The following is a 21,304-nucleotide window of genomic DNA, read 5'->3' as shown; positions in this document are numbered from 1 at the left end:
CTCCGAGCGCCCGCCCGAAGGGGTGAACAGATCAGGGGTGATGGATAGACCCTTGGAGGGGGGATCGTGGAGCGGCACGCGACTGACTGCGCGCGCCGCTCCACGGCGGGGGCCGGCGAAGAGATCAGCCGAAGACGGCGAGGCTCTTCGCCTTGCCCTTCGACTCCTCCACGAGCGCGAGGAACACACCCTCGGGGTCGAACACCGCGACGGGCCCGGCGCCCGCGTACTCGCCGGGCACCTCCAGACGGACCCCGTTGAGCAGCAGCTTGGCGCGCTTGGCGTCCACGTCCCAGCGGGGGAACGCGGCGGTGGCGGCGTCCGCGACGGGCATCACGGTCAGCTCCTCCTGGAGCTGGTCGAGGGTGCGCGCGGAGTCCAGCTTGTAGGGGCCGACCCGCGTGCGCCGCAGCGCCGTGAGGTGACCGCCGACGCCCAGGTCCGCGCCCAGGTCCCGGGCGAGCGCCCGGATGTACGTCCCTGACGAGCAGACCACCGAGACGACCAGATCCAGGACCGGGGTGCCGTCCTCGGCGACCGCGTCCCTTATGTCGTAGACGGTGAAGGACGAGACGGTGACCGGCCGCGCCGGGATCTCGAACTCCTCGCCCTCACGGGCCCGCTTGTAGGAACGCACGCCGTTGATCTTGATGGCGCTGACCTTGGACGGCACCTGCATGATGGCGCCGGTCAGCTTGGCGACCCCGGCGTCGATCGCGTCGCGGCGCACGCCGGACGCGTCCGTGGACGACGTGAGGTCGCCCTCGGCGTCGTCGGTCAGCGTGTTCTGGCCGAGCCGGATCGTGCCCAGATACTCCTTCTCGGTCAGCGCGAGATGGCCGAGCAGCTTGGTCGCCCGCTCCACGCCGAGGACCAGGACACCGGTCGCCATGGGGTCGAGCGTGCCCGCGTGGCCGACGCGGCGGGTCTTCGCGATCCCGCGCATCTTGGCCACCACGTCGTGCGAAGTGAAGCCCGACGGCTTGTCGACAATGACAAGACCGTCGGGCGTCGGGGTGTTCTTCTGCGTCATTCCGAGGCTTCGCCGTCCTCGTCCGCGCCGTCCTCGTCCTCGGGCTTGCGGTACGGGTCCGCGCCCCCGGCGAACTCGGCACCGGCGGACGCCTCCCGGACCTTCGCGTCCGAGATCCTGGCCTTGTCGAGGAGGTCATCGATGGCCTTGGCGTTGTCCGGCAGGGCATCCGCCACGAAGGCCAGGGTCGGCGTGAACTTCACGCCGGCCGCCTGGCCCACCGCCGAACGGAGTACGCCCTTGGCGCTCTCGAGGCCGGCCGCGGCAGCGGCACGCTCCTCGTCGTCGCCGTAGACCGTGTAGAAGACGGTCGCCTCCCGCAGGTCACCCGTCACCCGGGTGTCCGTGATGGTCACATGCGTACCGAGCCGCGGGTCCTTGATCCCGCGCTGGAGCTTCTTGGCCACCACCTCTCGGATGAGGTCCGCCAGCCTTTTCGCCCGCGCGTTGTCGGCCACTGCGCCGTCTCCTTCTTCGCCTTGCTCTTAAAGTCAGTCTTCGTCGCCGTGGAGCCTGCGTCGAACGGAGAGCAGCTCCACCTCGGGACGGGCGGCGATCAGACGCTCGCACCGGTCCAGTACGTCGGTGAGGTGCCCCGTGTCCCCGGAGACCATCGCCAGGCCGATCTCGGCCCTGCGGTGAAGTTCCTGGTTCCCGGTCTCCGCCGCACTCACCGCGTACTTGCGCTGGAGTTCGGCGACGATCGGGCGGATCACGGAGCGTTTCTCCTTCAGCGAGTGGACGTCGCCGAGGAGCAGATCAAAGGACAGAGTCCCCACATACATGTGTGTCCGGATGTCCCGCCGGTTCGGGTTCGTGGCCCCGCCAACCACTTGGCAGGGACACCAGAACCGTACACGCAACGGCCGGGGCCGATCGACGGGATTTCGTCCCGCCGACCGGCCCCGACCTTCACCGTGCGCGGATCAGGCGCGCGGCTTCTCGCGCATCTCGTACGTCGCGATGACGTCGTCGATCTTGATGTCGTTGAAGTTTCCGAGGTTGATACCGCCCTCGAAGCCTTCGCGGATCTCAGTGACGTCGTCCTTGAAGCGACGCAGACCGGAGATGTTGAGGTTCTCCGCGATGACCTTGCCATCGCGCAGCAGGCGCGCCTTGGTGTTGCGCTTGACCTCGCCGGACCGGACGAGCACACCGGCGATGTTGCCCAGCTTGGACGAGCGGAAGATCTCGCGGATCTCCGCCGTGCCGAGCTCGACCTCTTCGTACTCCGGCTTGAGCATGCCCTTGAGGGCCGCCTCGATCTCCTCGATGGCCTGGTAGATCACCGAGTAGTAGCGGACGTCGACGCCCTCGCGGTCCGCCATCTGGGCCGCGCGGCCCGCAGCGCGGACGTTGAAGCCGATGACGATCGCGTCGGAGCCGGTCGCCAGGTCGATGTCCGACTCGGTGACGGCACCCACGCCGCGGTGCAGGACGCGGATGTCGACCTCTTCGCCGACGTCGAGCTGGAGCAGCGAGGACTCGAGAGCCTCCACCGAACCGGACGCGTCGCCCTTGATGATGAGGTTGAGTTCCTGCACCAGACCGGCCTTGAGGGCCTCGTCCAGGTTCTCCAGGGAGAACCGGACACCACGCCGCGCGAAGTTGGCGTTGCGCTCGCGAGCGGCACGCTTCTCGGCGATCTGACGGGCCGTACGGTCCTCGTCGACCACCAGGAAGTTGTCGCCGGCACCCGGGACGTTGGTGAGACCGAGGACGAGGACGGGGGTCGAGGGACCCGCTTCCTCGACGTTGTTCCCGTTGTCGTCGAGCATCGCGCGGACACGGCCGTACGCGTCGCCGACGACCATCGTGTCGCCGATGCGCAGCGTGCCGCGCTGGACGAGGACGGTCGACACGGCACCGCGGCCACGGTCGAGGTGGGACTCGATCGCAATACCCTGCGCGTCCTGCTCCGGGTTGGCCCGCAGGTCGAGCGAGGCGTCCGCGGTCAGGACCACGGCCTCGAGCAGGGAGTCGATGTTCAGCCCCTGCTTGGCGGAGATGTCGACGAACATCGTGTCGCCGCCGTACTCCTCGGCCACCAGACCGAACTCGGTGAGCTGACCGCGCACCTTGGTCGGGTCGGCACCCTCGACGTCGATCTTGTTGACCGCGACGACGATCGGCACGTTGGCCGCCTTCGCGTGGTTCAGCGCCTCGATCGTCTGCGGCATGACACCGTCGTTGGCCGCCACCACGAGGATCGCGATGTCGGTCGACTTGGCACCACGGGCACGCATGGCGGTGAACGCCTCGTGACCCGGGGTGTCGATGAAGGTGATGCGGCGCTCTTCTTCGTTGACCTCGGTGGAGACCTGGTACGCACCGATGTGCTGCGTGATACCGCCGGCCTCACCCGCGACGACGTTCGTCTTGCGGATGGTGTCGAGCAGTCGGGTCTTACCGTGGTCGACGTGACCCATGACGGTCACGACCGGCGGACGCGCGACGAGGAACTCCTCGCCACCCTCGTCCTCGCCGAACTCGATGTCGAAGGACTCGAGCAGCTCGCGGTCCTCCTCCTCGGGGCTGACGATCTCGAGGATGTAGTTCATCTCATCCGCGAGGAGCTTCAGCGTCTCGTCGGAGACGGACTGCGTGGCAGTGACCATCTCGCCGAGGTTCATCATCACGGCGACGAGCGACGCCGGGTTGGCGTTGATCTTCTCCGCGAAGTCGGTGAGGGAGGCACCGCGCGACAGACGGACGGACTGTCCGTTGCCGCGAGGCAGCATGACGCCGCCGACCGACGGGGCCTGCATGGCCTCGTACTCCTGGCGCCTCTGCCGCTTCGACTTACGGCCACGACGGGCGGGCCCGCCGGGACGGCCGAACGCACCCTGTGTGCCACCGCGGGCACCCGGACCACCGGGACGACCGCCACCGGGACGACCGGCGAAGCCGCCACCGCCACCGGGACGACCGGCGAAACCGCCACCGCCGCCACCGGGACCGGCCGGACGACCGGCGAAGCCGCCGCCGCCACCGGGACGACCGGCGAAACCGCCACCGCCACCGGGACGACCGCCGCCGCCACCCGGGCGACCGCCGCCGCCGGGACCACGGCCACCGCCGGGGCCACCACCGGGACGCGGGCTGCCGGCAGCGGGACGCTGCGGCATCATGCCCGGGTTCGGACGGTTACCACCGGGGGCACCACCCGGACGCGGAGCGCCGGCCTGCGGACGGGGCATGCCGCCCGGAGTCGGACGGGCGCCGCCCTGACCCTGCGGACGCGGGGCGCCACCGGGGCCACCCTGCGGGCGCGGGCCGCCGGGGCCACCCTGGCCGCCGCCGGGACGCGGGGCACCGCCGGGACGGGGCGCCTGGGGGCGCGCCATGCCGGTGGAGCCACCAGAGGTGAACGGGTTGTTACCGGGACGCGGGCCGGCGGGACGACCGCCGGGACGCTGGCCCTGACCCTGGCCGCCGGGGCGCGGGGCACCCTGACGGTCGCCGCGGTCGCCACGACCCTGACCCTGACCCTGACCACCCTGGCCGGGACCGGCCGGACGGGCGCCACCGGGCTTGGGGGCACCGGGACGGGCACCCGGGCGCGGACCGGCTGCCGGGGAGGCCGCGGGGGCCTGGGCAGCGGGAGCGGCCGGAGCCGCGGGCGGCGCCGTGAACTCGGGCGCGGCCGGGGCCGGAGCCGCGGGACGCGGTGCCGGCTTCGGGCCGGGCGTCGGACGCTGACCGGCGGCCGGGGTCACCGGGGCGGCGGCAGCGGGCTTCTCCGCGGCGGCAGGCTTGGGAGCCGGCGGGCGCGGAGCTGCAGGCTTTGCGGCCTGCGCCGGAGACGGGGTCGGACGGGCCGGCGAGGGCTTCGCGGGCGCGGCCTTGCGGGCGGCGGGCTTGCCGCCGCCACTGCCCTGCTGGAGGGCGTCAGTCAGCTTGCGTACTACAGGCGCCTCGATCGTCGAGGACGCCGAACGGACAAATTCACCGAGTTCTTGGAGCTTGGCCATGACGACCTTGCTCTCCACCCCGAACTCCTTGGCGAGTTCGTATACCCGGACCTTAGCCACTTCGCTCCTTTTAGGTCCGGGTTACGCCGGACCGTCGCTACTTCATGGGCGTACTCATCGCGTGCTCATCGAGTGCTCATCGCAATCTCGACCTACTTCCAACTCGCGGGGGTACCAGGACCGCACGGGGTCCCGTACGGCACGTTCTACGGTGTTACCTGCTCGACGCGGTGGCGCAGTGCCTCCGTATCGAACGGTCCAGGGGCTTTGAACGCCCGCTGGAACGCCCGGCGGCGGACCGCCAGGTCGAGACAGACCATGGCGGGGTGCACATACGCACCCCGGCCGGGCAGCGTACCGCGATGATCGGGGACACATTCACCCTCGATCACCACGATGCGCAGCAGATCGCTCTTGGCCGTTCGCTCCCGGCATCCCACACACGTGCGCTCTGGGCATGCACCGGCATGCGTCCGGCCAGACACGCTTAAGTCTACCTCCCCGCACCGACCTCACCCCTTTGGGGCAAAAATCGAACGGTTGTTGTCGTGATCTTTGTGGTGGCTACTCCGCCGGCTGCTGCTCGGTGTCCGGACGGATGTCGATCCGCCAGCCCGTGAGCCGTGCGGCGAGGCGGGCGTTCTGGCCCTCCTTGCCGATGGCGAGCGACAGCTGGTAGTCCGGCACGATCACCCGCGCCGAGCGGGCGGCCATGTCCACGACCTCGACCTTGGACACGCGCGCCGGGGACAGAGCGTTGGCCACCATGTCCGCCGGGTCGTCGGACCAGTCGACGATGTCGATCTTCTCGCCGTTGAGCTCGGCCATGACATTGCGCACACGGCCGCCCATCGGGCCGATGCAGGCACCCTTGGCGTTCAGGCCGGAGCGGGTCGAGCGGACCGCGATCTTCGTGCGGTGTCCGGCCTCGCGCGCGATGGCGGAGATCTCCACGGAACCGTCGGCGATCTCGGGGACCTCGAGCGCGAACAGCTTCTTCACCAGGTTCGGGTGCGTGCGCGACAGGGTCACGGAAGGACCGCGCACACCCTTCGCCACGCGCACCACGTACGAGCGAAGGCGCATGCCGTGCTGGTACTCCTCGCCCGGGACCTGCTCCTGCACCGGCAGGATGGCCTCGAGCTTGCCGATGTCGACGAGCACGTTCTTCGGGTCGCGGCCCTGCTGGACCACGCCCGTCACGATGTCGCCCTCGCGGCCGGCGTACTCGCCGAGCGTCGCGTCGTCCTCGGCGTCGCGCAGCCGCTGCAGGATGACCTGCTTCGCGGTCGTCGCGGCGATACGGCCGAAGTCGGACGGGGTGTCGTCGAACTCCCGGGCCTCCTGGCCCTCTTCGAGTTCCGCCGGGTCCTCCTTCGCCCACACCGTCACATGTCCGCTCTCACGGTCGAGGCGCACGCGCGCGTGGCGACGGCTTCCCTCGGTGCGGTGGTAGGCGATGAGGAGGGCCGACTCGATCGCTTCGACCAGCAGGTCGAAGGAGATCTCCTTCTCCCGCACCAGACCCCGCAGGGCACTCATGTCGATGTCCACGGCTACGCCTCCTCTGCATTCTCTTCGTTCTTGTTCTTACGGTTGAACTCGACCTGGACACGCGCCTTGGCGATGTCGTCGAAGGTGAGCCTGCGGGCGGTGGGCTTGCGCCCCTTCACGCCGGGCACCTCGAGGTCCAGGCCCTCGTCGTCGACCTTCAGGATCCGCGCGACGAGCTCGGTGTCGGCGCCGTCGGCCAGCTGGAACTTCACCAGACGGTCGACGGCACGCACGTAGTGCCTGTGCTCGGTCAGCGGCCGCTCGGCGCCGGGGGTGCCGACCTCGAGGTCGTACTCGCCCTCGCCCATGGCGTCCGTCTCGTCGAGCTTCGCCGAGAGCGCGCGGCTCACATCGGCGACCTGGTCCAGGTCGGCTCCGGAATCGGAGTCGACGACGACTCGCAGCACTCGCTTACGTCCGACCGATGCCACTTCGATCTCTTCGAGATCGAGGCCCTGGGAGCTCACGAGCGGTTCCAGTAGTGACCGCAGCCTCTCGCTCTGGGTGGTGCTCATCCGGGTGACTCCTCGGCCGCGTGTGCTGTTGTGGTCTCGTCGTGCGTCAGGTCAAAGGGTATCCGGTCCAGGGGGGTGTTGCCGTCCACCAGGCAGGGGCCGAAGGTACGGTGATCACCGGGCCTGCCGCCCGCCGCTCCTGCTGAATCCTTCCTGCCATCCTTCCTGCCGAGGACGTCTGCCGTGCCGTTGACCACTGGGGCCCCCGCCGGGCCGCGTAGAAGGAGCCTGCTGGCCTCGGTGGCCGGGGCCGCGCTCCTGACGGGCTGTTCCGACGCCGAGGACCCCGCGTCGGACGGTGCCAGGGGCGCCCGCAGCGCCTCCGCCACGCAGCGGATCAAGGCGCGCGCCGCCCGCGACAGCGGCGACCTGCTCGACCGTTACGAGGCCGCGCTCGCGGCCCATCCGGCCCTGGCCGCACGGCTCGGCCCGCTGCGCGACGAGGTGGCCCGGCACGCGAAGAGCTTCGGTGCGCCGGCCCGCCCGGCCGCACCGGCCTCCCCCTCGCCGTCGCCGTCCGCCTCACCGGCCTCCGAGAAGGACACGGTGAGCGCGCTGGCGAAGGCCGAGCGGGAAATCGCCGACCGCCGTGCGGCCGCCCTGGTCGAAGCCCCCGCCGAACTGGCGCGCCTGCTCGCCTCGGTGGCCGCCGCGGGCGCCGGCCACGCGTATCTGCTGACGAAGGACTGACATGGCCGACATGCGCGACAAGGACGACAGCGACAAGCAGCTCCTCACCGCGGTCCAGGCCGCACTGGCCGCCGAGCACGCGGCCGTGTACGGCTACGGCGTCGTCGGCGGCCGGATCAGCGAGGCCCGCAAGCCCGAGGCGCGCACCGCGTACGACTCCCACCGCGCGCGCCGCGACGACCTGCGGCGCACGGTCCGCGACCTCGGCGGCGACCCGGAGCCGTCCGCGGGCGCCTACGCGCTGCCCTTCCCCGTACCGAACTCGGCGGCGGCCGCGCGGCTCGCGGCGGACATCGAGGACCATGTCGCCGGGGTCTACTCGGATCTGGTGCGGGCCTCCGAGGGCGCGCGGCGCAGGGGGGCGGCGGACGCGCTGCGGGAGGCGGCGGTGCGGGCGGTGCGGTGGCGCGGCGGCAGCGTAGCCTTCCCTGGTCTCGCCGAGCGGGCCGCGGCGCCCGAAGCGTCCGCGACACCGCGGGCGTAGCCGGCACGGTCACACGTACGGTCCGCGGTCACGGGGACGGTCACGGGGAAGGGAGTTACTCACGCATGTCTTTCGAACCGCCGAAGCGGCTGGTCAACGCGCTCGGCGAGGTGCGGGACGACGGGGCGTCCGCGTGGCTGGCGAGGGTGCCGGAGATTCTTCAAGAAGCCGTGGAACGGCTTGAGTTGACGATCGAGCGCGTGCATGTGCCCGGCGGGCGCAGCAGTCTCGTCGTCCTGGTGCGACGGTCCGACGGATCGCCCGCAGTCCTCAAACTGGCGCCGGAGCGCTTCCGCCCGGAGGCCGAGCACGCGGCTCTCACGCACTGGAACGGCTTCGGGGCGGTGCAGCTCCTCGGCGACGGGGGCGACCTGCTCCTGGAGCGGCTGCACCCCGAGGTGTCGGTGCGCTCGCTGCCCGAGGCGAAGGCGCTGTTGGAGGCGGCCGGCACGCTGCGCAGGCTGTGGGTGGACCCGCCGTCCTGGCGTTCCTGCGAGACGGTCGCCGACCGGACGGGCCGTCAGGCCGAGGCGATGCGGGCCACCGCCGCCGCGGAGCCGGATGTCGTGCCCCTGGTCGACGCGGCGCTCACGGCGCGGGACGAGCTGATCGTGGCTCCGCCGGAGGTGCGGCTGCTGCACGGGACGTTCCGGCAGAGCAAGGTGCTGGCCGGGGAGCGGACGCCGTGGCTCGCGGTCGGGCCCGACCCGGTCGTCGGCGAGTGCGCCTTCGATCTCGCGCGGCTCGTCAGGGACCGGGTGGAGGACCTGATCGCGTCCCCGTCCGGTGCGGCGACGACGCGGCGGCGCGTGAAGCGGCTCGCGGAGTCCCTCGACGTGGACCAGGAGCGGCTGCGCGGCTGGACGCTGTTCCGTGCGGTGGAGTCCGGTGTACGGGCGCTGCGCGTGGGGCGTGGGCGGGACGCGGAGTTGTTGCTGGAGTTCGCGGGCTGGCTCTGACGCTGGTCGTGTGCGGGCCGGACGGGCTCGTCGCGGAACACGACTGAGGGCCGGGACATCGTGTCCCGGCCCTCAGTGCTCGCGTGTCAGGCCGTGAGGCGCGCGATGGCCTCTTCGACCGTCACTTCCTCGCGCTCACCGGTCTTGCGGTCCTTCAGTTCCACGACGCCCTCGGCCGAGCGGCGGCCGGCGACGAGGATCTGCGGGACACCGATCAGTTCGGCGTCGGTGAACTTCACGCCCGGCGAGACACCGGCGCGGTCGTCGACCAGGACGCGCACGCCGGCGGCGCCCAGCTTCTGGGAGACGTCGAGCGCCAGCTCCGTCTGGAGGGCCTTGCCTGCGGCGACCACGTGGACGTCGGCCGGGGCGATCTCCTTGGGCCAGCACAGGCCCTTGTCGTCCGCGGTCTGCTCGGCGAGGGCGGCCACCGCGCGGGAGACGCCGATGCCGTACGAGCCCATGGTCACGCGGACCGGCTTGCCCTGGTTGCCGAGGACGTCGAGCTGGAAGGCGTCGGCGTACTTGCGGCCGAGCTGGAAGATGTGGCCGATCTCGATGGCGCGGTCCAGGCGCAGGCCGGTGCCGCACTTGGGGCAGGGGTCGCCCGCCTCGACCACGACGACGTCGAGGTAGTCGTCGACCTCGAAGTCGCGGCCCGCGACGACGTTCTTCGCGTGCTTGCCGGGCTTGTTGGCGCCGGTGATCCAGGCCGTGCCGGCGGCGATGCGCGGGTCGGCGATGTAGCGGACCTTCTCCAGGCCCTGCGGGCCCACGTAGCCGCGTACGAGGTCGTCGCGGCCCTCGAAGTCCTCGGCCGTGACGAGTTCGACGACGGCCGGGGAGAGGTGCTCGCCGAGCTTGCCGAGGTCCACCTCGCGGTCGCCGGGCACGCCCACGGCGACGATCTCGCCGTCGACCTTGACCAGGAGGTTCTTCAGGGTCTCCGAGGCCTGGACGCCGAGGTGGGCGGCGAGGGTCTCGATGGTGGGGGTGTCGGGGGTGTCGAGCTCCTCGACGGCCGGGTGCTCGGCGCTCGCGGGGACCGGGGCGGCGAAGGTGACGGCCTCGGTGTTGGCGGCGTAGTCGCAGGCCGGGCAGTCGACGAAGGTGTCCTCGCCGGCCGGGGCCGGGGCGAGGAACTCCTCGGAGGCCGAGCCGCCCATCGCGCCGGAGACGGCGGAGACGATGCGGTGGTCGAGGCCGAGGCGCTCGAAGATCTTGATGTACGCGTCGCGGTGCAGGGCGTACGACTCGGCCAGGCCCTCGTCGGTGGTGTCGAAGGAGTACGAGTCCTTCATGAGGAACTCGCGGCCGCGCAGGATGCCGGCGCGCGGGCGGGCCTCGTCGCGGTACTTCGCCTGGATCTGATAGAGGATCACGGGCAGGTCCTTGTAGGACGAGCACTGGTCCTTGACCAGCTGCGTGAAGATCTCCTCGTGGGTCGGGCCGAGGAGGTACTCCGCGCCCTTGCGGTCCTTGAGGCGGAACAGCTCGGGGCCGTACTCCTCCCAGCGTCCCGTCGCCTCGTACGGCTCCTTGGGCAGCAGGGCGGGGAGCAGGACCTCCTGGCCGCCCATGTCGTCCATCTCCTCGCGGACCACGCGGGCGACGTTCTCGAGGACCTTCTTGCCCAGCGGCAGCCAGGACCAGATGCCGGCGGCCGTGCGGCGCACGTACCCGGCCCGGACGAGCAGCTTGTGGTTGAGCGTCTCGGCGTCGGCCGGGTCGTCACGCAGTGTCTTGACCATCAACTTGGACATGCGCTGGACCTGGGCCATGATTTTGACTCCTGCTGCGAAAGGTAGGGATGTTCAGGAGGTTAGCCGGGTCCGTCCCGCGCCCGGAAATCGGCTGCCTTCAGCGACGCAGCGGGAGCGGTGCGCCCATGACCGCGTAGGGCCGGGGAGCACTGGGGAAGAGCACCTGCCGGGCGAGGTCCTCGTAGCCGAGCGAGTGGTACAGGCCGCGGGCCGGGCTGTCGAAGTCGATGGCCGAGAGGATCGACCTGGGCTCGTCGGCGCTGTCCGTGATCGTCGTGATGAGGGACCGGCCGATCCCGCGGTTCTGGTAGCGCGGGTGGACGTGCAGTTCGGTGATCACGAACGAGTCGTCGAGCCATCCGTCCAGTGAGCGCGAACGCAGATAGGGCTCCACCACGGTGGACCACCAGTGGGAGCGGTCGTTCGGCATCCCGTAGACGAAGCCGACGAGTCGGCCGCCCCCGGTGTGGGCGCCGAGGGCGCGCGCTCCGGGATAGGTGAGGTGCCGCAGCACGATCTGGCGGCGCACGGCGATCTCGTCGTCGCTCAGGCCGAAGGCGTACGCCTGCACGGCCAGTGCCTCGTCCACGTGTTCCGCGAGGTCGAGAGGCCCGATGGTGACGACGTCGTCCTGGGTCATGACGGGGAGACTACAGGGCCGTCCGGCGGCCCTCACCTGATCAGACGGGCAGCCGGGGAACGCTGTCGAGCAGCCGCCGCGTGTAGGGGTGTTCGGGCGATCCGAGCACGTCACGGGTCTCGCCCTGCTCGACGACGCGTCCGCGTTCGAGCACGGCGGTCCGTTCGCACAGGGCGGCCACCACGGACAGGTCGTGGGAGACCATGACGATGGTCAGGCCCCGCTCCCGCTTGAGCTCGCCGAGCAGGTCGACGACCTTGACGCGGGTGGTGACGTCGAGCGCGCTGACGGGTTCGTCGGCGAGCAGGACGCGCGGTTCGCACACGGTGGCCCGGGCGATGGCGATGCGCTGACGCTGTCCGCCGGAGAACTCGTGCGGGTAGCGCGACGCCGCGTCCGCCGGAAGCCCGACCTGTTCGAGTGCCTCGGCGACCTTCGTCTGCGCGGCGGCGCCGGTGGCCACGCCGAGCGAGCGCAGCGGCTCGGCGACGATGCGGCTGACGCGCTGGCGCGGGTCGAGGGAGGCGTACGGGTCCTGGAAGACGCACTGCACGGAGCGCCGGAAGCGCCGCATCTGCTCGCGGTCGCCGAGCCGCAGCGGGTCCCCGTCGAAGCGGACCGTGCCGGTGCCGGGGCCGGCGAGGCCGAGCAGCAGCCGGAGCAGGGTCGTCTTGCCGGCCCCCGACTCGCCGACGAGCGCGAGGCTGTGGCCCGCGTCGACCTTGAGGGAGACGTCCTCGACGACGGGCGCCGCGCTCCCCCGGTAGGTGTGTCCGACCGAGTCGAGTTCCAGTACGGCGGTCATCGGGGCTCTCCCAGGTCGAGGGCGGATTCGAGCTTCCGCGCGCTGTCGACGAGCGCCTTCGTGTACGCCTGCCGGGGCGCGTGCACGAGGTCCCGTACCGTCCCGTCCTCGACGGCGCGCCCGTCCTTCATCACGAGGACGCGGTCGGTCACGCGCGAGACGACGGCCAGGTCGTGGCTGACGAAGAGGACGGCCATGCCGCGCTCGCCGACGAGGGTGTCGAGCAGGACGAGCATCTCGGACTGCACCGTGACGTCGAGCGCGGTGGTCGGCTCGTCGGCGATGAGCAGTCCGGGGTCGCAGGCGAGCGCCATGGCGAGGGCCACGCGCTGGCGCTGGCCGCCGGAGATCTCGTGCGGGAACGCGCGGGCGATGCGATCGGGTTCGGGCAGCCTGACCTGTTCGAGGGCTTCGGCGACGGCCTTGCGGAGCGCGTCGCCCTTGAGGCCGCGGCGGCGGCGCAGCGGTTCGGCGAGTTGCCTGCCCACGCGCATGAGCGGGTCGAGCGCGGTCAGCGGCTCCTGGAAGACGATCGCGGCGGCGCGGCCGCGTACGTCGACGAGCCGCTTCTCGCTCGCGCCGACGATCTGGGTGCCGTCGAGTTCGACGCTGCCCGTGGCGGTCATGCCGTCGGGGAGCAGGCCGAGCACGGCGAGGGTGGTGAGTGACTTGCCGGACCCGGACTCGCCGATGAGGCCGAGCCGTTCGCCCCGGTCGACGGAGAAGCTGAGGCCGGAGACGAGGTCGCGGCCGTCGCCGGTGCGGATGGTGAGGTCGCGTACGTCGAGCAGGCTCATGCCGCTGTCCTCCTGCGCCGGGCCGGGTCGAGGGTGTCGCGCAGGCCGTCGGCGACGAGGTTGACGCCGATGACGAGCAGGACGAGGAGGATGCCGGGCGCGAGGGCGCCCGCCGGAGCGGTCGTGAACGTCGCCTGGGCCTCCTGGAGCATGCGCCCCCACGAGGCGTTGGGCGGCGGGGCGCCGAGGCCGAGGTAGGACAGGCTCGCCTCCGCGAGGACGGCGAGTCCGAACTGGAGCGCCAGGTTCACCGAGAGCGTCGGCCAGATGTTGGGCAGCACATGCTCGCCGACGATCCGCGGCCAGGACGTGCCGGAGGTGCGTGAGGCGGTGATGTAGTCCTGCGCGAGGACGCGTTTGGCCAGGATCCGGGTGAGACGCGCGACGATCGCGCTCTGGGCGAGGCCGATCGCGATGATCGCCGAGGTGAGGGTCGCCGAGCGGGCGGAGACGATCAGCATGGCGAGCAGCAGCGTCGGGAACGCGATGAGGATGTCGAGCAGGGCCGAGACGGTGTCGTCGAACCAGCCCTGCGCGAACGCCGCGACGAGGCCGAGCGTGATGCCGACGACGGCCGCGATCACGACGGACCCGAGCCCGGCCGCGATCGCGATCCTGGACCCGGTCATGAGCTGCGTCAGCAGGTCGCGGCCGAGCTTGTCGGTGCCTATCAGGTGTCCGTCGCCCGGCCCGGCGAGCCGTCCGCCGGAGGTGTCCGAGGGGTCGTACGGCAGCCAGAAGAGGGAGACGAGTGCGATGAGGGCGATGAGTCCGGCGAGGACGCACCCCGTCCACAGGGTTGCGGAACGCTTCATCGGGCGCCTCCCGAGAGCCGGTCGCGCAGCCGTGGGTCGATGATCCGCTGCACGAGGTCGGCGGCGAAGCCGATGAGCAGCACGGCGAGGGTGGAGACGAACAGGACGCCCTGGATGACGGGGTAGTCGTGCTGGGCGATGCCGGTGGCGAGCAGGGAGCCGAGCCCCGGCAGCGCGAACACGGACTCGACGACGACCGCGCCGAGCAGGGTCGACGCCAGTTCGATGCCGAGGATCGAGATGACCGGCACGGAGGCGTTGCGCAGTCCGTGGCGCCACATGGCCTGACCGAAGGAGGAGCCGAGGGCGCGCGAGGTGCGCAGGAAGTCGCTGTCGAGGACGTCGAGCGTCGCCGATCTGACGTAGCGGATCAGGGACGCCGACATGACCAGGGCGATGGTGACGACGGGGAGCACGAGGGAGCGGATCGCCTGTGCGGGGTCGGACCAGCCGTCCTGCGGGAAGCCGCCGGACGGCAGCCAGCCGGCGTTCAGCGCGAACACCACGATGAGGATCATGCCGAGCCAGAACACCGGTACGGCGATGCCCAGTTGGGACACCCCGCTGAGCAGGGCGCCGTACCAGGTCCGGCGCTTGTACGCGGCGACGAAGCCGGCCGGGACCGCGATCAGCACGGCGAGGACGAACGCCGACAGGGTCAGCGGCACGGTCACGCTCAGACGCTGGACGACCTCGGGTCCGACGGGCAGCGAGCTGACGAAGGACGTGCCGAGGTCGCCGGTCGCGAGCTGGCCCATCCAGTGGGTGAACTGCTCGGGCAGCGGTCGGTCGGATCCGATGGAGTGCCGTGCCGCGGCTATCTGCTCCGGCGAAGCGCCCACGGAGGTGAGGGCGTTCGCCGGATCGCCGGGCAGCATCCTCAGGAGCACGAACAGGACGATGCTCGCGAGGACCAGGGAGACGACGAGGAAGGCGAGGCGGCGCAGGAGATAGCCGGTCATCAGCCCTTCTTGATGTCGTACGCGAAGAACTGCGAGTTCAGGCCGTTGAGCGGGTAGCCGGACAGCTTGCTGTTGGCGACGACGATCTGCGGGTACAGGTACAGCCAGTCGCTGGCGGCGTCCTCGGCGGTCTTGCGGTTGACCTTCTTGAGGATGTCGGTCTGCTGCTGGGTGGACGACGCCTTCTCGGCGTCCTCGACCCACTTGACGACCTGCTTGTTGTCGTAGCCCCAGTAGAAGTCGGGGTTGCCGTACCAGACGACGTCGCGGTCGTTCACGTGCTCCTGGAGCGTGGCCGAGAAGTCGTGGTTCTTGTAGACCTTCGTGTACCACTCGTCGGGCGTGATCGTGTTGATCTTGACGGTGATGCCGACCTTGGCGAGCTGCGACTTGATGAAGGTGGCGGCCGTCGGGTGCGGGTCGTAGTTCGGGGTGTCCAGCGTGAAGCTGAAGCCCTTCGCGTAACCGGCTTCCTCGAGCAGCTTCTTGGCCTCGGTCGGGTCGTACGCGTTGACCTTGGTCAGGTCCTCGTACCAGGGGTCGGTGGGCGGCACCATCGACCCGATCTCCTTGCCATAGCCGCCCCAGACGGACTCGAGGAGCTTCTTGTCGTCGATCGCGGACGAGACGGCCTTGCGGACCTTGACGTCCGTGAAGGGCTTGGCCTTGTCGTTGAAGGCGAGCAGGAGCTTGGTCGTCGAGTTGCCGTCGTTGACCTTGTAGCTCTGGTTGGACTTGAACTGGTCGAGGGCGTCGGGCGACTGCTCGCTGGTGACGACGTCCACGGCGTTCGTCAGCAGCGCGTTGTTCAGCGCGGTCGCGTCCTTGTAGTAGTGGAAGACGACCTGCTTGTTCGTGGCGGCGGTGCCCCAGTAGCCCGGGAAGCGGTCGAGGCCGAGCGCGGAGCCACGCGTCCACTTGCCCAGCTTGTAGGGGCCCGTGCCGTCCTCGGTCGTCTTCAGGTTCTTCGCCTGGTCGTTGATGATCCAGACGTAGGAGAGGTTGTAGACGAAGGAGATCGACTTCTGCTTCAGCGTGACCTTCACGGTCTTCGCGTCGGGGGTGTCGATCGTCTTGATGACCTCGAGGTTGCTCTTGCGCGCGGACTGCGAGTCCGGCGCGATCACCTTCTCCAGGCTGTACTTGACGTCCTTGCTGGTCAGCGCCTTGCCACTGTGGAACTTCACGCCGTCGCGCAGGGTGAAGGTGTAGGTGAGCCCGTCGCCGGAGACCTTGTGGTCCTTGGCGAGGAGGTTGTCGACCTTGCCGTCGTCGGTGAGCTTGAACAGGCCCTCGTAGACATTGCCGTTGAGCGCCTCGGTGACGCCCTGGCCGCCGCCTCCGGTGTTGTCCAGGTTCTGCGGCTCGTACAGGGAACCGATGTTGACCGTGGCGTTCTTGTCGTACGAGCCACTGCCGCCGTTGCTGTTGTTGTCGCCGGAGCCACCGCACGCGGCGAGGGTCACGGCGAGGGCGACGGTGAGCACACCGGCGGACAGGGGCTTCTTGGGGAGGTTCATGAGGCTGCCTTCGTGCGGGGCGCGGGGAGGGGGGAGCGCGGGGATCAGTGCTGGCCGGCGAAGCCGTCGCGGAAGACGGGGAGCTTCTCGCCCGCTTCCACGGGCAGATGGAAGCGGTTCTGCCGCGGCGGCATCGGACAGTTGTACTGATCGGAGAAGCCGCACGGCGGGACGAACGCGCGGTTGAAGTCGAGCCGCACCCGTCCCTCCCCCGTGTGCTCGACGAAGAGGAACCGGCCCGCGCCGTAGGTGGCCGTCCCGTTGGTCGGGTCGCCGAAGACGAGCAGCAGCGTGCCGTCGTCGTCGAAGGCGCTGAGCGTGTAGTCGGTGCCGTCGACGGTGAGCGCGATGTCGCCGGGGACGGCGAGGTCGCGGGTGCCGCCGTTGTCCCGGATGTGCTCGAAGGCGACGCGGCGGCCGTCCTCCACGGGGGTGTACGTGGCGTCCAGCACCCAGGCCGGGTCGAACGGGAACGCGTCGGTGCGCTCGAAGTTCTGGATCGCGGGGGACTCGGCGTCCCAGAAGCGCAGCGCGTACTCGGGCTCGCCGGTCACCATGTCGGTGCGCTCGACGGTGGTGACGGTCACGCTGTCGCGCTGTCCGGCGCCGGCCGTCGTGAGGTCGGGGCGCTCGCCCGCGGGCAGCCAGCGGGTCTCGACGAGGGCGAGGTTCCCGGTGGGACCGGTGACGGAGCGGTGCCGCTCGGTACGCCACTCCTCCCAGGCCTGGGAGGAGTCACTGGCACGGTCGGACATGGCGGCACTCATTCGCGTAGAAACTCATCAGCGTCCACGCCGGTGTGCACAGGGAGGTTGTTCACACTGGGTGAAGCTTGAACCAAAGGAGCTTCTTTATCTTCCATAAGGGGCGCTAATGTCAAATGGCGCCAGAAATGTGAGACAGGTGCCCCGGGGAGCGCGCCTACGCGTCAGAACAGGACGCTCATGAAGGCGCCGACTTCCTCGAATCCGACCCGGCGGTACGCGGCCCGCGCCGGGGTGTTGAAGTCGTTCACGTACAGGCTGACCAGCGGCGCGACATCCGCGAGCGCATAGCGCAGGACCGCCGCCATGCCCGGGGCGGCGAGGCCGCGGCCGCGGTGTTCGGGGGCGATCCACACGCCCTGGATCTGGCAGGCCCGCGTCGTCGCGGCGCCGATCTCGGCCTTGAAGATGACCTTGCCGTGCTCGTCGAGCCGGGCGAACGAGCGCCCCGAGCCGACCAGTTCGGCCACCCTCGCCTGGTACAGCAGGCCCCCGTCACCGGCGAGCGGCGAGATGCCGACCTCCTCCGTGAACATCGCCACGCACGCCGGCATGATCGTCTCCATCTCGTCCTTCCGGACGCGACGGACGTACGGGTCCGGAACGATGTCGTCGGGGAGCCGGTCGGTGACCATGAGGGGCTGCTGGGCGCGTACGTCCCTGGCCGGGCCCCAGTTCGGTTCGAGCAGCCGCCACAGCTGGGCGGTGGCCTCGGCGGGACCGACGATGGAGGAGCAGCGGCGCCCGGCCCTGCGGGCCCGGTCGGCGAACCCGCGCACGGCCCTCGGGGTGGCGCAGATCGGGACCAGGTTCGCGCCCGCGTAGCAGAGGGACTCGAGCATCCCGTCCTCGTACCAGCCCCACATCTCGCCGCCCAGACGCCACGGGTCGAGGCCCGCCACCTGGACGCGGGACGCCACGAAGGCATTGGCAACCGGCTCGCGGTCCAACACGGCGAGCGCGGCGTCGAGGTCACTCGGTTCGAGGACCCGGGTGGTGGTCTGAGTCAACACGTGCGGGGGCCTCACCAAAGGGTCTGCTGATCTCCGCACTGTACCTGCCGGAATTGTGCGGCGCCTCTGCCTCTGCGACGGCGGCTGTTTCGGGGGCCTGCCTGCGGCGGCCCCACGCCTTCTCGGCCGGCGGGGTGCTGTTGTCGTGCGTGTGCCGGTGCCGTCGTGGAGCCGGTCGCGCAGTGCCCCGCGCCCGCCCCTTCGGCATGCGGCTGCGCCGCTGCCTCATCGATGAGCAACCACACACCGCACGCACCCGCAGGCCACGACAGAGGCCCGTCGTCCCCGAGGGGGCGACGGGCCTCAGGTCAGGACACGGGTCAGCCGGCGACGGCCACCGTGGGCTCGCCGGAGGCGACGCCGTCCTTCTCCATCTGCTCGGCGATCTTCAGCGCCTCTTCGATGAGGGTCTCGACGATCTTCGACTCGGGGACGGTCTTGATGACCTCGCCCTTCACGAAGATCTGGCCCTTGCCGTTGCCGGAGGCGACGCCGAGGTCGGCCTCGCGGGCCTCGCCCGGTCCGTTCACGACGCAGCCCATGACGGCGACGCGCAGCGGGACCTCCATGCCGTCGAGGCCCGCGGTGACCTCTTCGGCGAGCTTGTAGACGTCGACCTGGGCGCGTCCGCAGGACGGGCAGGAGACGATCTCCAGACGGCGCGGCTTGAGGTTAAGCGACTCCAGGATCTGGTTGCCCACCTTGATCTCCTCGACCGGCGGGGCCGACAGGGAGACGCGGATGGTGTCGCCGATGCCCTCGGAGAGCAGCGCGCCGAACGCGACGGCGGACTTGATGGTGCCCTGGAAGGCCGGGCCCGCCTCGGTGACGCCGAGGTGCAGGGGGTAGTCGCACTGGGCGGCGAGCTGGCGGTAGGCGTTCACCATCACGACCGGGTCGTTGTGCTTGACCGAGATCTTGATGTCGCGGAAGCCGTGCTCCTCGAAGAGGGACGCCTCCCACAGGGCGGACTCGACGAGCGCCTCGGGGGTGGCCTTGCCGTACTTCTTCAGGAGCCGGGCGTCGAGCGAGCCCGCGTTCACGCCGATGCGGATCGGGGTGCCGTGGTCCTTGGCCGCCTGCGCGATCTCCTTGACCTTGTCGTCGAACTGCTTGATGTTGCCCGGGTTCACCCGGACCGCGGCGCAGCCCGCCTCGATGGCGGCGAAGACGTACTTCGGCTGGAAGTGGATGTCCGCGATCACGGGGATCTGCGACTTCTTCGCGATGACGGGCAGTGCGTCGGCGTCGTCCTGTGTGGGACAGGCCACACGGACGATCTGGCAGCCGGACGCGGTGAGCTCGGCGATCTGCTGGAGCGTGGCGCCGATGTCGGACGTACGGGTCGTCGTCATGGACTGCACCGACACCGGTGCGTCTCCGCCGACCGCCACGGTGCCGACCTGGATCTGCCGGCTCCTGCGGCGCTCGGCGAGCTTGGTCGGAACGGACGGCATGCCGAGAGAAATCGCAGTCATCTGCTGTGCAACCCCAAGGTGTGGAATCGAGACCCGAGAAGAAGACACGGATCGGGGTCCCGTGGTGAGCGGGCTCCAGGCTTCGAGATTACGGCACCGGCCTGGCAGCGAGCACATCACGTCCGGAAGTCCACCCAAAGGTAGGCGGCCGGGCACAAAGCATGCCCGGCCGCCCTCCCGTCTCCCGCCGCCGCCCTGCTCGACGCGTTGCGCGCGGCCCCTTTTTGTCTCTGAACAGGTGGTGACTACGTGATTTTGACCGGGTTGACGACGTCCGCGATCAGCACCAGGACGGTGAAGCAGACGAAGATCCCGGCCACGACGTAGGCGACGGGCATCAGCTTCGCCACGTCGAACGGGCCGGGGTCGGGCCGCTTGAAGACCTTCGCCACGTTCCGTCGCAGGGACTCCCACAGGGCGCCGGCGATGTGCCCGCCGTCCAGGGGGAGCAGCGGCAGCATGTTGAAGAGGAACAGCGACAGGTTGAAGCCCGCGACGAGCATCAGGGCCATGCCGAGCTGCTGGGTCGCCGGGATGTCCAGGTTGAAGATCTCCCCGCCGACGCGGGCGGCGCCGACCACGCCCATCGGCGAGTCCGGCTCACGCGGGCCGTCGCCGAAGGCCGCGTCCCACAGGGCCGGGATCTTGCCGGGCAGCGCGGCGAGCGAGTGGACGGCGTCGCCGACCCGGTCGCCCATCCACGTCACGGAGTCGCCGAAGTCCTGGCGCACGACACCCGTCGAGGCACTGAAGCCGAGGAATCCGGCGTTGATGTACTCGCCCTGGACGATCTGGCCGCTGCTGTCCTTCTTCGCCACCTGGTTGGTGGCGATCTTGGCGTGCAGGACCTTCTCCTGGCCGTCGCGCTGGACGACGATGTCGACGGTCCGGCCGGGGTTGGCGCGGATCTCGTCGGACAGGGTGTTCCACTGGTCGGTCTTCACACCGTTGAACGAGACGATCTTGTCCTTGGCCCGCAGTCCGGCCGCGGCGGCCGGGGACGCGGGGTCGGACTTCTTGCACGTGTCGCGGTTCTCGCTCTGCTTGACCACGCACTGCTGGACCGAGCTGACCGTGGTGGTCTGCTGCGTGATGCCGAAGCCCATCAGGACGGTGAAGAAGAGGCCGACCGCGAGGATCAGGTTCATGAAGGGGCCCGCGAACATCACGATGACCCTCTTCCACGGCTTGCGCGTGTAGAAGAGCCGCGTCTCGTCGCCCGGCTGGAGCTCCTCGAAGGCCGCCGCCCGCGCGTCCTCGACCATGCTGCGGAACGGCGAGGTGGAGCGGGACTGGATCTTCCCGTCCGGGCCGGGCGGGAACATGCCGATCATGCGGATGTAGCCGCCCAGCGGGATCGCCTTGACGCCGTACTCCGTGTCGCCCTTCGTGCGTGACCAGATGGTCGGGCCGAAACCGACCATGTACTGCGGCACGCGGATCTTGAAGAGCTTCGCGGTCGACAGATGCCCCAGCTCGTGCCAGGCGATCGAGACGAGGAGTCCGATCGCGAAGACGACTATGCCGAGGATCATCAT

21 protein-coding genes are annotated in these 21,304 nt (G+C 70.2%); 3 read left to right on the top strand and 18 right to left on the bottom strand.

Annotated elements, in window-relative coordinates; genetic code table 11:
• Window positions 1-124: 124 nt before the first annotated feature.
• The 7 genes from truB to rimP form a co-directional block, all read right to left on the bottom strand.
• On the bottom strand, window positions 125-1,033 hold the full coding sequence (gene truB, locus LGI35_RS31160) for a tRNA pseudouridine(55) synthase TruB (RefSeq protein WP_227297573.1): 909 nt from the start codon (window positions 1,031-1,033) through the stop codon (window positions 125-127).
• The gene (gene rbfA / locus LGI35_RS31155; protein WP_100595134.1) at window positions 1,030-1,491 is read right to left on the bottom strand and encodes a 30S ribosome-binding factor RbfA; all 462 of its coding nucleotides are present in this window, start codon (window positions 1,489-1,491) and stop codon (window positions 1,030-1,032) included. Before rbfA ends, truB begins: the two co-directional genes overlap by 4 nt.
• A gap of 33 nt (window positions 1,492-1,524) precedes the next feature.
• Window positions 1,525-1,818 carry a DUF503 domain-containing protein gene (locus LGI35_RS31150; protein ID WP_116509238.1) on the bottom strand — a complete coding sequence of 98 codons (294 nt, stop codon included), beginning with the start codon at window positions 1,816-1,818 and terminating at the stop codon, window positions 1,525-1,527.
• A gap of 141 nt (window positions 1,819-1,959) precedes the next feature.
• Window positions 1,960-5,067: a translation initiation factor IF-2 gene (gene infB / locus LGI35_RS31145; protein WP_227297572.1), complete on the bottom strand. Its 3,108-nt coding sequence runs from the start codon at window positions 5,065-5,067 to the stop codon at window positions 1,960-1,962.
• Window positions 5,068-5,213: 146 nt separating this feature from the next.
• Window positions 5,214-5,492, bottom strand: a complete 279-nt coding sequence (locus LGI35_RS31140) for a YlxR family protein (RefSeq protein WP_227297570.1) — start codon at window positions 5,490-5,492, stop codon at window positions 5,214-5,216.
• Between the two features lie 79 nt (window positions 5,493-5,571).
• On the bottom strand, window positions 5,572-6,561 hold the full coding sequence (gene nusA / locus LGI35_RS31135) for a transcription termination factor NusA (protein ID WP_116509245.1): 990 nt from the start codon (window positions 6,559-6,561) through the stop codon (window positions 5,572-5,574).
• 2 nt (window positions 6,562-6,563) lie between these two features.
• Window positions 6,564-7,076: a ribosome maturation factor RimP gene (gene rimP, locus LGI35_RS31130; RefSeq protein ID WP_227297568.1), complete on the bottom strand. Its 513-nt coding sequence runs from the start codon at window positions 7,074-7,076 to the stop codon at window positions 6,564-6,566.
• 240 nt (window positions 7,077-7,316) lie between these two features.
• Between rimP and LGI35_RS31125 the strand changes: the two genes are divergently transcribed.
• The 3 genes from LGI35_RS31125 to LGI35_RS31115 all read left to right on the top strand — a co-directional run bounded on the left by LGI35_RS31125 (window position 7,317) and on the right by LGI35_RS31115 (window position 9,209).
• A complete protein-coding gene (locus LGI35_RS31125; protein WP_227297565.1) occupies window positions 7,317-7,766 on the top strand; it encodes a hypothetical protein in 450 nt (149 codons plus the stop codon).
• 1 nt (window position 7,767) lies between these two features.
• Window positions 7,768-8,250 (top strand): ferritin-like domain-containing protein, encoded by a 483-nt coding sequence (locus LGI35_RS31120; protein ID WP_227297563.1) that lies wholly within the window; start codon window positions 7,768-7,770, stop codon window positions 8,248-8,250.
• Between the two features lie 65 nt (window positions 8,251-8,315).
• Window positions 8,316-9,209 carry an aminoglycoside phosphotransferase family protein gene (locus LGI35_RS31115; RefSeq protein ID WP_227297561.1) on the top strand — a complete coding sequence of 298 codons (894 nt, stop codon included), beginning with the start codon at window positions 8,316-8,318 and terminating at the stop codon, window positions 9,207-9,209.
• Between the two features lie 86 nt (window positions 9,210-9,295).
• Here the strand turns inward: LGI35_RS31115 and LGI35_RS31110 are convergent, their stop codons facing one another.
• From LGI35_RS31110 to LGI35_RS31060, 11 genes are all read right to left on the bottom strand, one after another.
• Window positions 9,296-10,990, bottom strand: a complete 1,695-nt coding sequence (locus tag LGI35_RS31110; RefSeq protein WP_227297560.1) for a proline--tRNA ligase — start codon at window positions 10,988-10,990, stop codon at window positions 9,296-9,298.
• Between the two features lie 79 nt (window positions 10,991-11,069).
• Window positions 11,070-11,612 carry a GNAT family N-acetyltransferase gene (locus tag LGI35_RS31105; RefSeq protein WP_227297559.1) on the bottom strand — a complete coding sequence of 181 codons (543 nt, stop codon included), beginning with the start codon at window positions 11,610-11,612 and terminating at the stop codon, window positions 11,070-11,072.
• Window positions 11,613-11,652: 40 nt separating this feature from the next.
• Window positions 11,653-12,417, bottom strand: a complete 765-nt coding sequence (locus LGI35_RS31100) for an ABC transporter ATP-binding protein (RefSeq protein WP_227297557.1) — start codon at window positions 12,415-12,417, stop codon at window positions 11,653-11,655.
• Window positions 12,414-13,214 (bottom strand): ATP-binding cassette domain-containing protein, encoded by an 801-nt coding sequence (locus LGI35_RS31095; protein WP_227297555.1) that lies wholly within the window; start codon window positions 13,212-13,214, stop codon window positions 12,414-12,416. Before LGI35_RS31095 ends, LGI35_RS31100 begins: the two co-directional genes overlap by 4 nt.
• Complete coding sequence (locus LGI35_RS31090) at window positions 13,211-14,029, bottom strand: ABC transporter permease (RefSeq protein ID WP_227297554.1); 819 nt, start codon at window positions 14,027-14,029, stop codon at window positions 13,211-13,213. Before LGI35_RS31090 ends, LGI35_RS31095 begins: the two co-directional genes overlap by 4 nt.
• Window positions 14,026-14,991 carry an ABC transporter permease gene (locus LGI35_RS31085; RefSeq protein WP_227297552.1) on the bottom strand — a complete coding sequence of 322 codons (966 nt, stop codon included), beginning with the start codon at window positions 14,989-14,991 and terminating at the stop codon, window positions 14,026-14,028. Before LGI35_RS31085 ends, LGI35_RS31090 begins: the two co-directional genes overlap by 4 nt.
• Window positions 14,991-16,511 carry an ABC transporter substrate-binding protein gene (locus tag LGI35_RS31080; protein ID WP_227297551.1) on the bottom strand — a complete coding sequence of 507 codons (1,521 nt, stop codon included), beginning with the start codon at window positions 16,509-16,511 and terminating at the stop codon, window positions 14,991-14,993. Before LGI35_RS31080 ends, LGI35_RS31085 begins: the two co-directional genes overlap by 1 nt.
• 44 nt (window positions 16,512-16,555) lie before the next feature.
• Complete coding sequence (locus LGI35_RS31075) at window positions 16,556-17,278, bottom strand: DUF1684 domain-containing protein (RefSeq protein WP_423835736.1); 723 nt, start codon at window positions 17,276-17,278, stop codon at window positions 16,556-16,558.
• Between the two features lie 161 nt (window positions 17,279-17,439).
• Window positions 17,440-18,288, bottom strand: coding sequence for a GNAT family N-acetyltransferase (locus LGI35_RS31070; RefSeq protein ID WP_227297542.1), 849 nt, complete (start codon window positions 18,286-18,288; stop codon window positions 17,440-17,442).
• A 320-nt stretch (window positions 18,289-18,608) separates the two neighbouring features.
• Window positions 18,609-19,766 carry a flavodoxin-dependent (E)-4-hydroxy-3-methylbut-2-enyl-diphosphate synthase gene (ispG, locus tag LGI35_RS31065; RefSeq protein WP_116509269.1) on the bottom strand — a complete coding sequence of 386 codons (1,158 nt, stop codon included), beginning with the start codon at window positions 19,764-19,766 and terminating at the stop codon, window positions 18,609-18,611.
• A 245-nt stretch (window positions 19,767-20,011) separates the two neighbouring features.
• Window positions 20,012-21,304 carry a M50 family metallopeptidase gene (locus LGI35_RS31060; RefSeq protein WP_227300602.1) on the bottom strand — a complete coding sequence of 431 codons (1,293 nt, stop codon included), beginning with the start codon at window positions 21,302-21,304 and terminating at the stop codon, window positions 20,012-20,014.

This window comes from Streptomyces longhuiensis (genome assembly GCF_020616555.1).
Classification (GTDB): domain Bacteria; phylum Actinomycetota; class Actinomycetes; order Streptomycetales; family Streptomycetaceae; genus Streptomyces; species Streptomyces longhuiensis.
This window is presented reverse-complemented; position numbering and strand designations above follow the sequence as displayed.

Coding starts and splice junctions, on each gene's coding strand:
- truB (WP_227297573.1), bottom strand. CDS start 1,033: ATGACGCAGAAGAACACCCCGACGCCCGACGGTCTTGTCATTGTCGAC.
- LGI35_RS31150 (WP_116509238.1), bottom strand. CDS start 1,818: ATGTATGTGGGGACTCTGTCCTTTGATCTGCTCCTCGGCGACGTCCAC.
- rimP (WP_227297568.1), bottom strand. CDS start 7,076: ATGAGCACCACCCAGAGCGAGAGGCTGCGGTCACTACTGGAACCGCTC.
- LGI35_RS31120 (WP_227297563.1), top strand. CDS start 7,768: ATGGCCGACATGCGCGACAAGGACGACAGCGACAAGCAGCTCCTCACC.
- LGI35_RS31115 (WP_227297561.1), top strand. CDS start 8,316: ATGTCTTTCGAACCGCCGAAGCGGCTGGTCAACGCGCTCGGCGAGGTG.
- LGI35_RS31110 (WP_227297560.1), bottom strand. CDS start 10,990: ATGGCCCAGGTCCAGCGCATGTCCAAGTTGATGGTCAAGACACTGCGT.
- LGI35_RS31105 (WP_227297559.1), bottom strand. CDS start 11,612: ATGACCCAGGACGACGTCGTCACCATCGGGCCTCTCGACCTCGCGGAA.
- LGI35_RS31100 (WP_227297557.1), bottom strand. CDS start 12,417: ATGACCGCCGTACTGGAACTCGACTCGGTCGGACACACCTACCGGGGG.
- LGI35_RS31095 (WP_227297555.1), bottom strand. CDS start 13,214: ATGAGCCTGCTCGACGTACGCGACCTCACCATCCGCACCGGCGACGGC.
- LGI35_RS31090 (WP_227297554.1), bottom strand. CDS start 14,029: ATGAAGCGTTCCGCAACCCTGTGGACGGGGTGCGTCCTCGCCGGACTC.
- LGI35_RS31085 (WP_227297552.1), bottom strand. CDS start 14,991: ATGACCGGCTATCTCCTGCGCCGCCTCGCCTTCCTCGTCGTCTCCCTG.
- LGI35_RS31080 (WP_227297551.1), bottom strand. CDS start 16,511: ATGAACCTCCCCAAGAAGCCCCTGTCCGCCGGTGTGCTCACCGTCGCC.
- LGI35_RS31075 (WP_423835736.1), bottom strand. CDS start 17,278: ATGAGTGCCGCCATGTCCGACCGTGCCAGTGACTCCTCCCAGGCCTGG.
- ispG (WP_116509269.1), bottom strand. CDS start 19,766: ATGACTGCGATTTCTCTCGGCATGCCGTCCGTTCCGACCAAGCTCGCC.
- LGI35_RS31060 (WP_227300602.1), bottom strand. CDS start 21,304: ATGATGATCCTCGGCATAGTCGTCTTCGCGATCGGACTCCTCGTCTCG.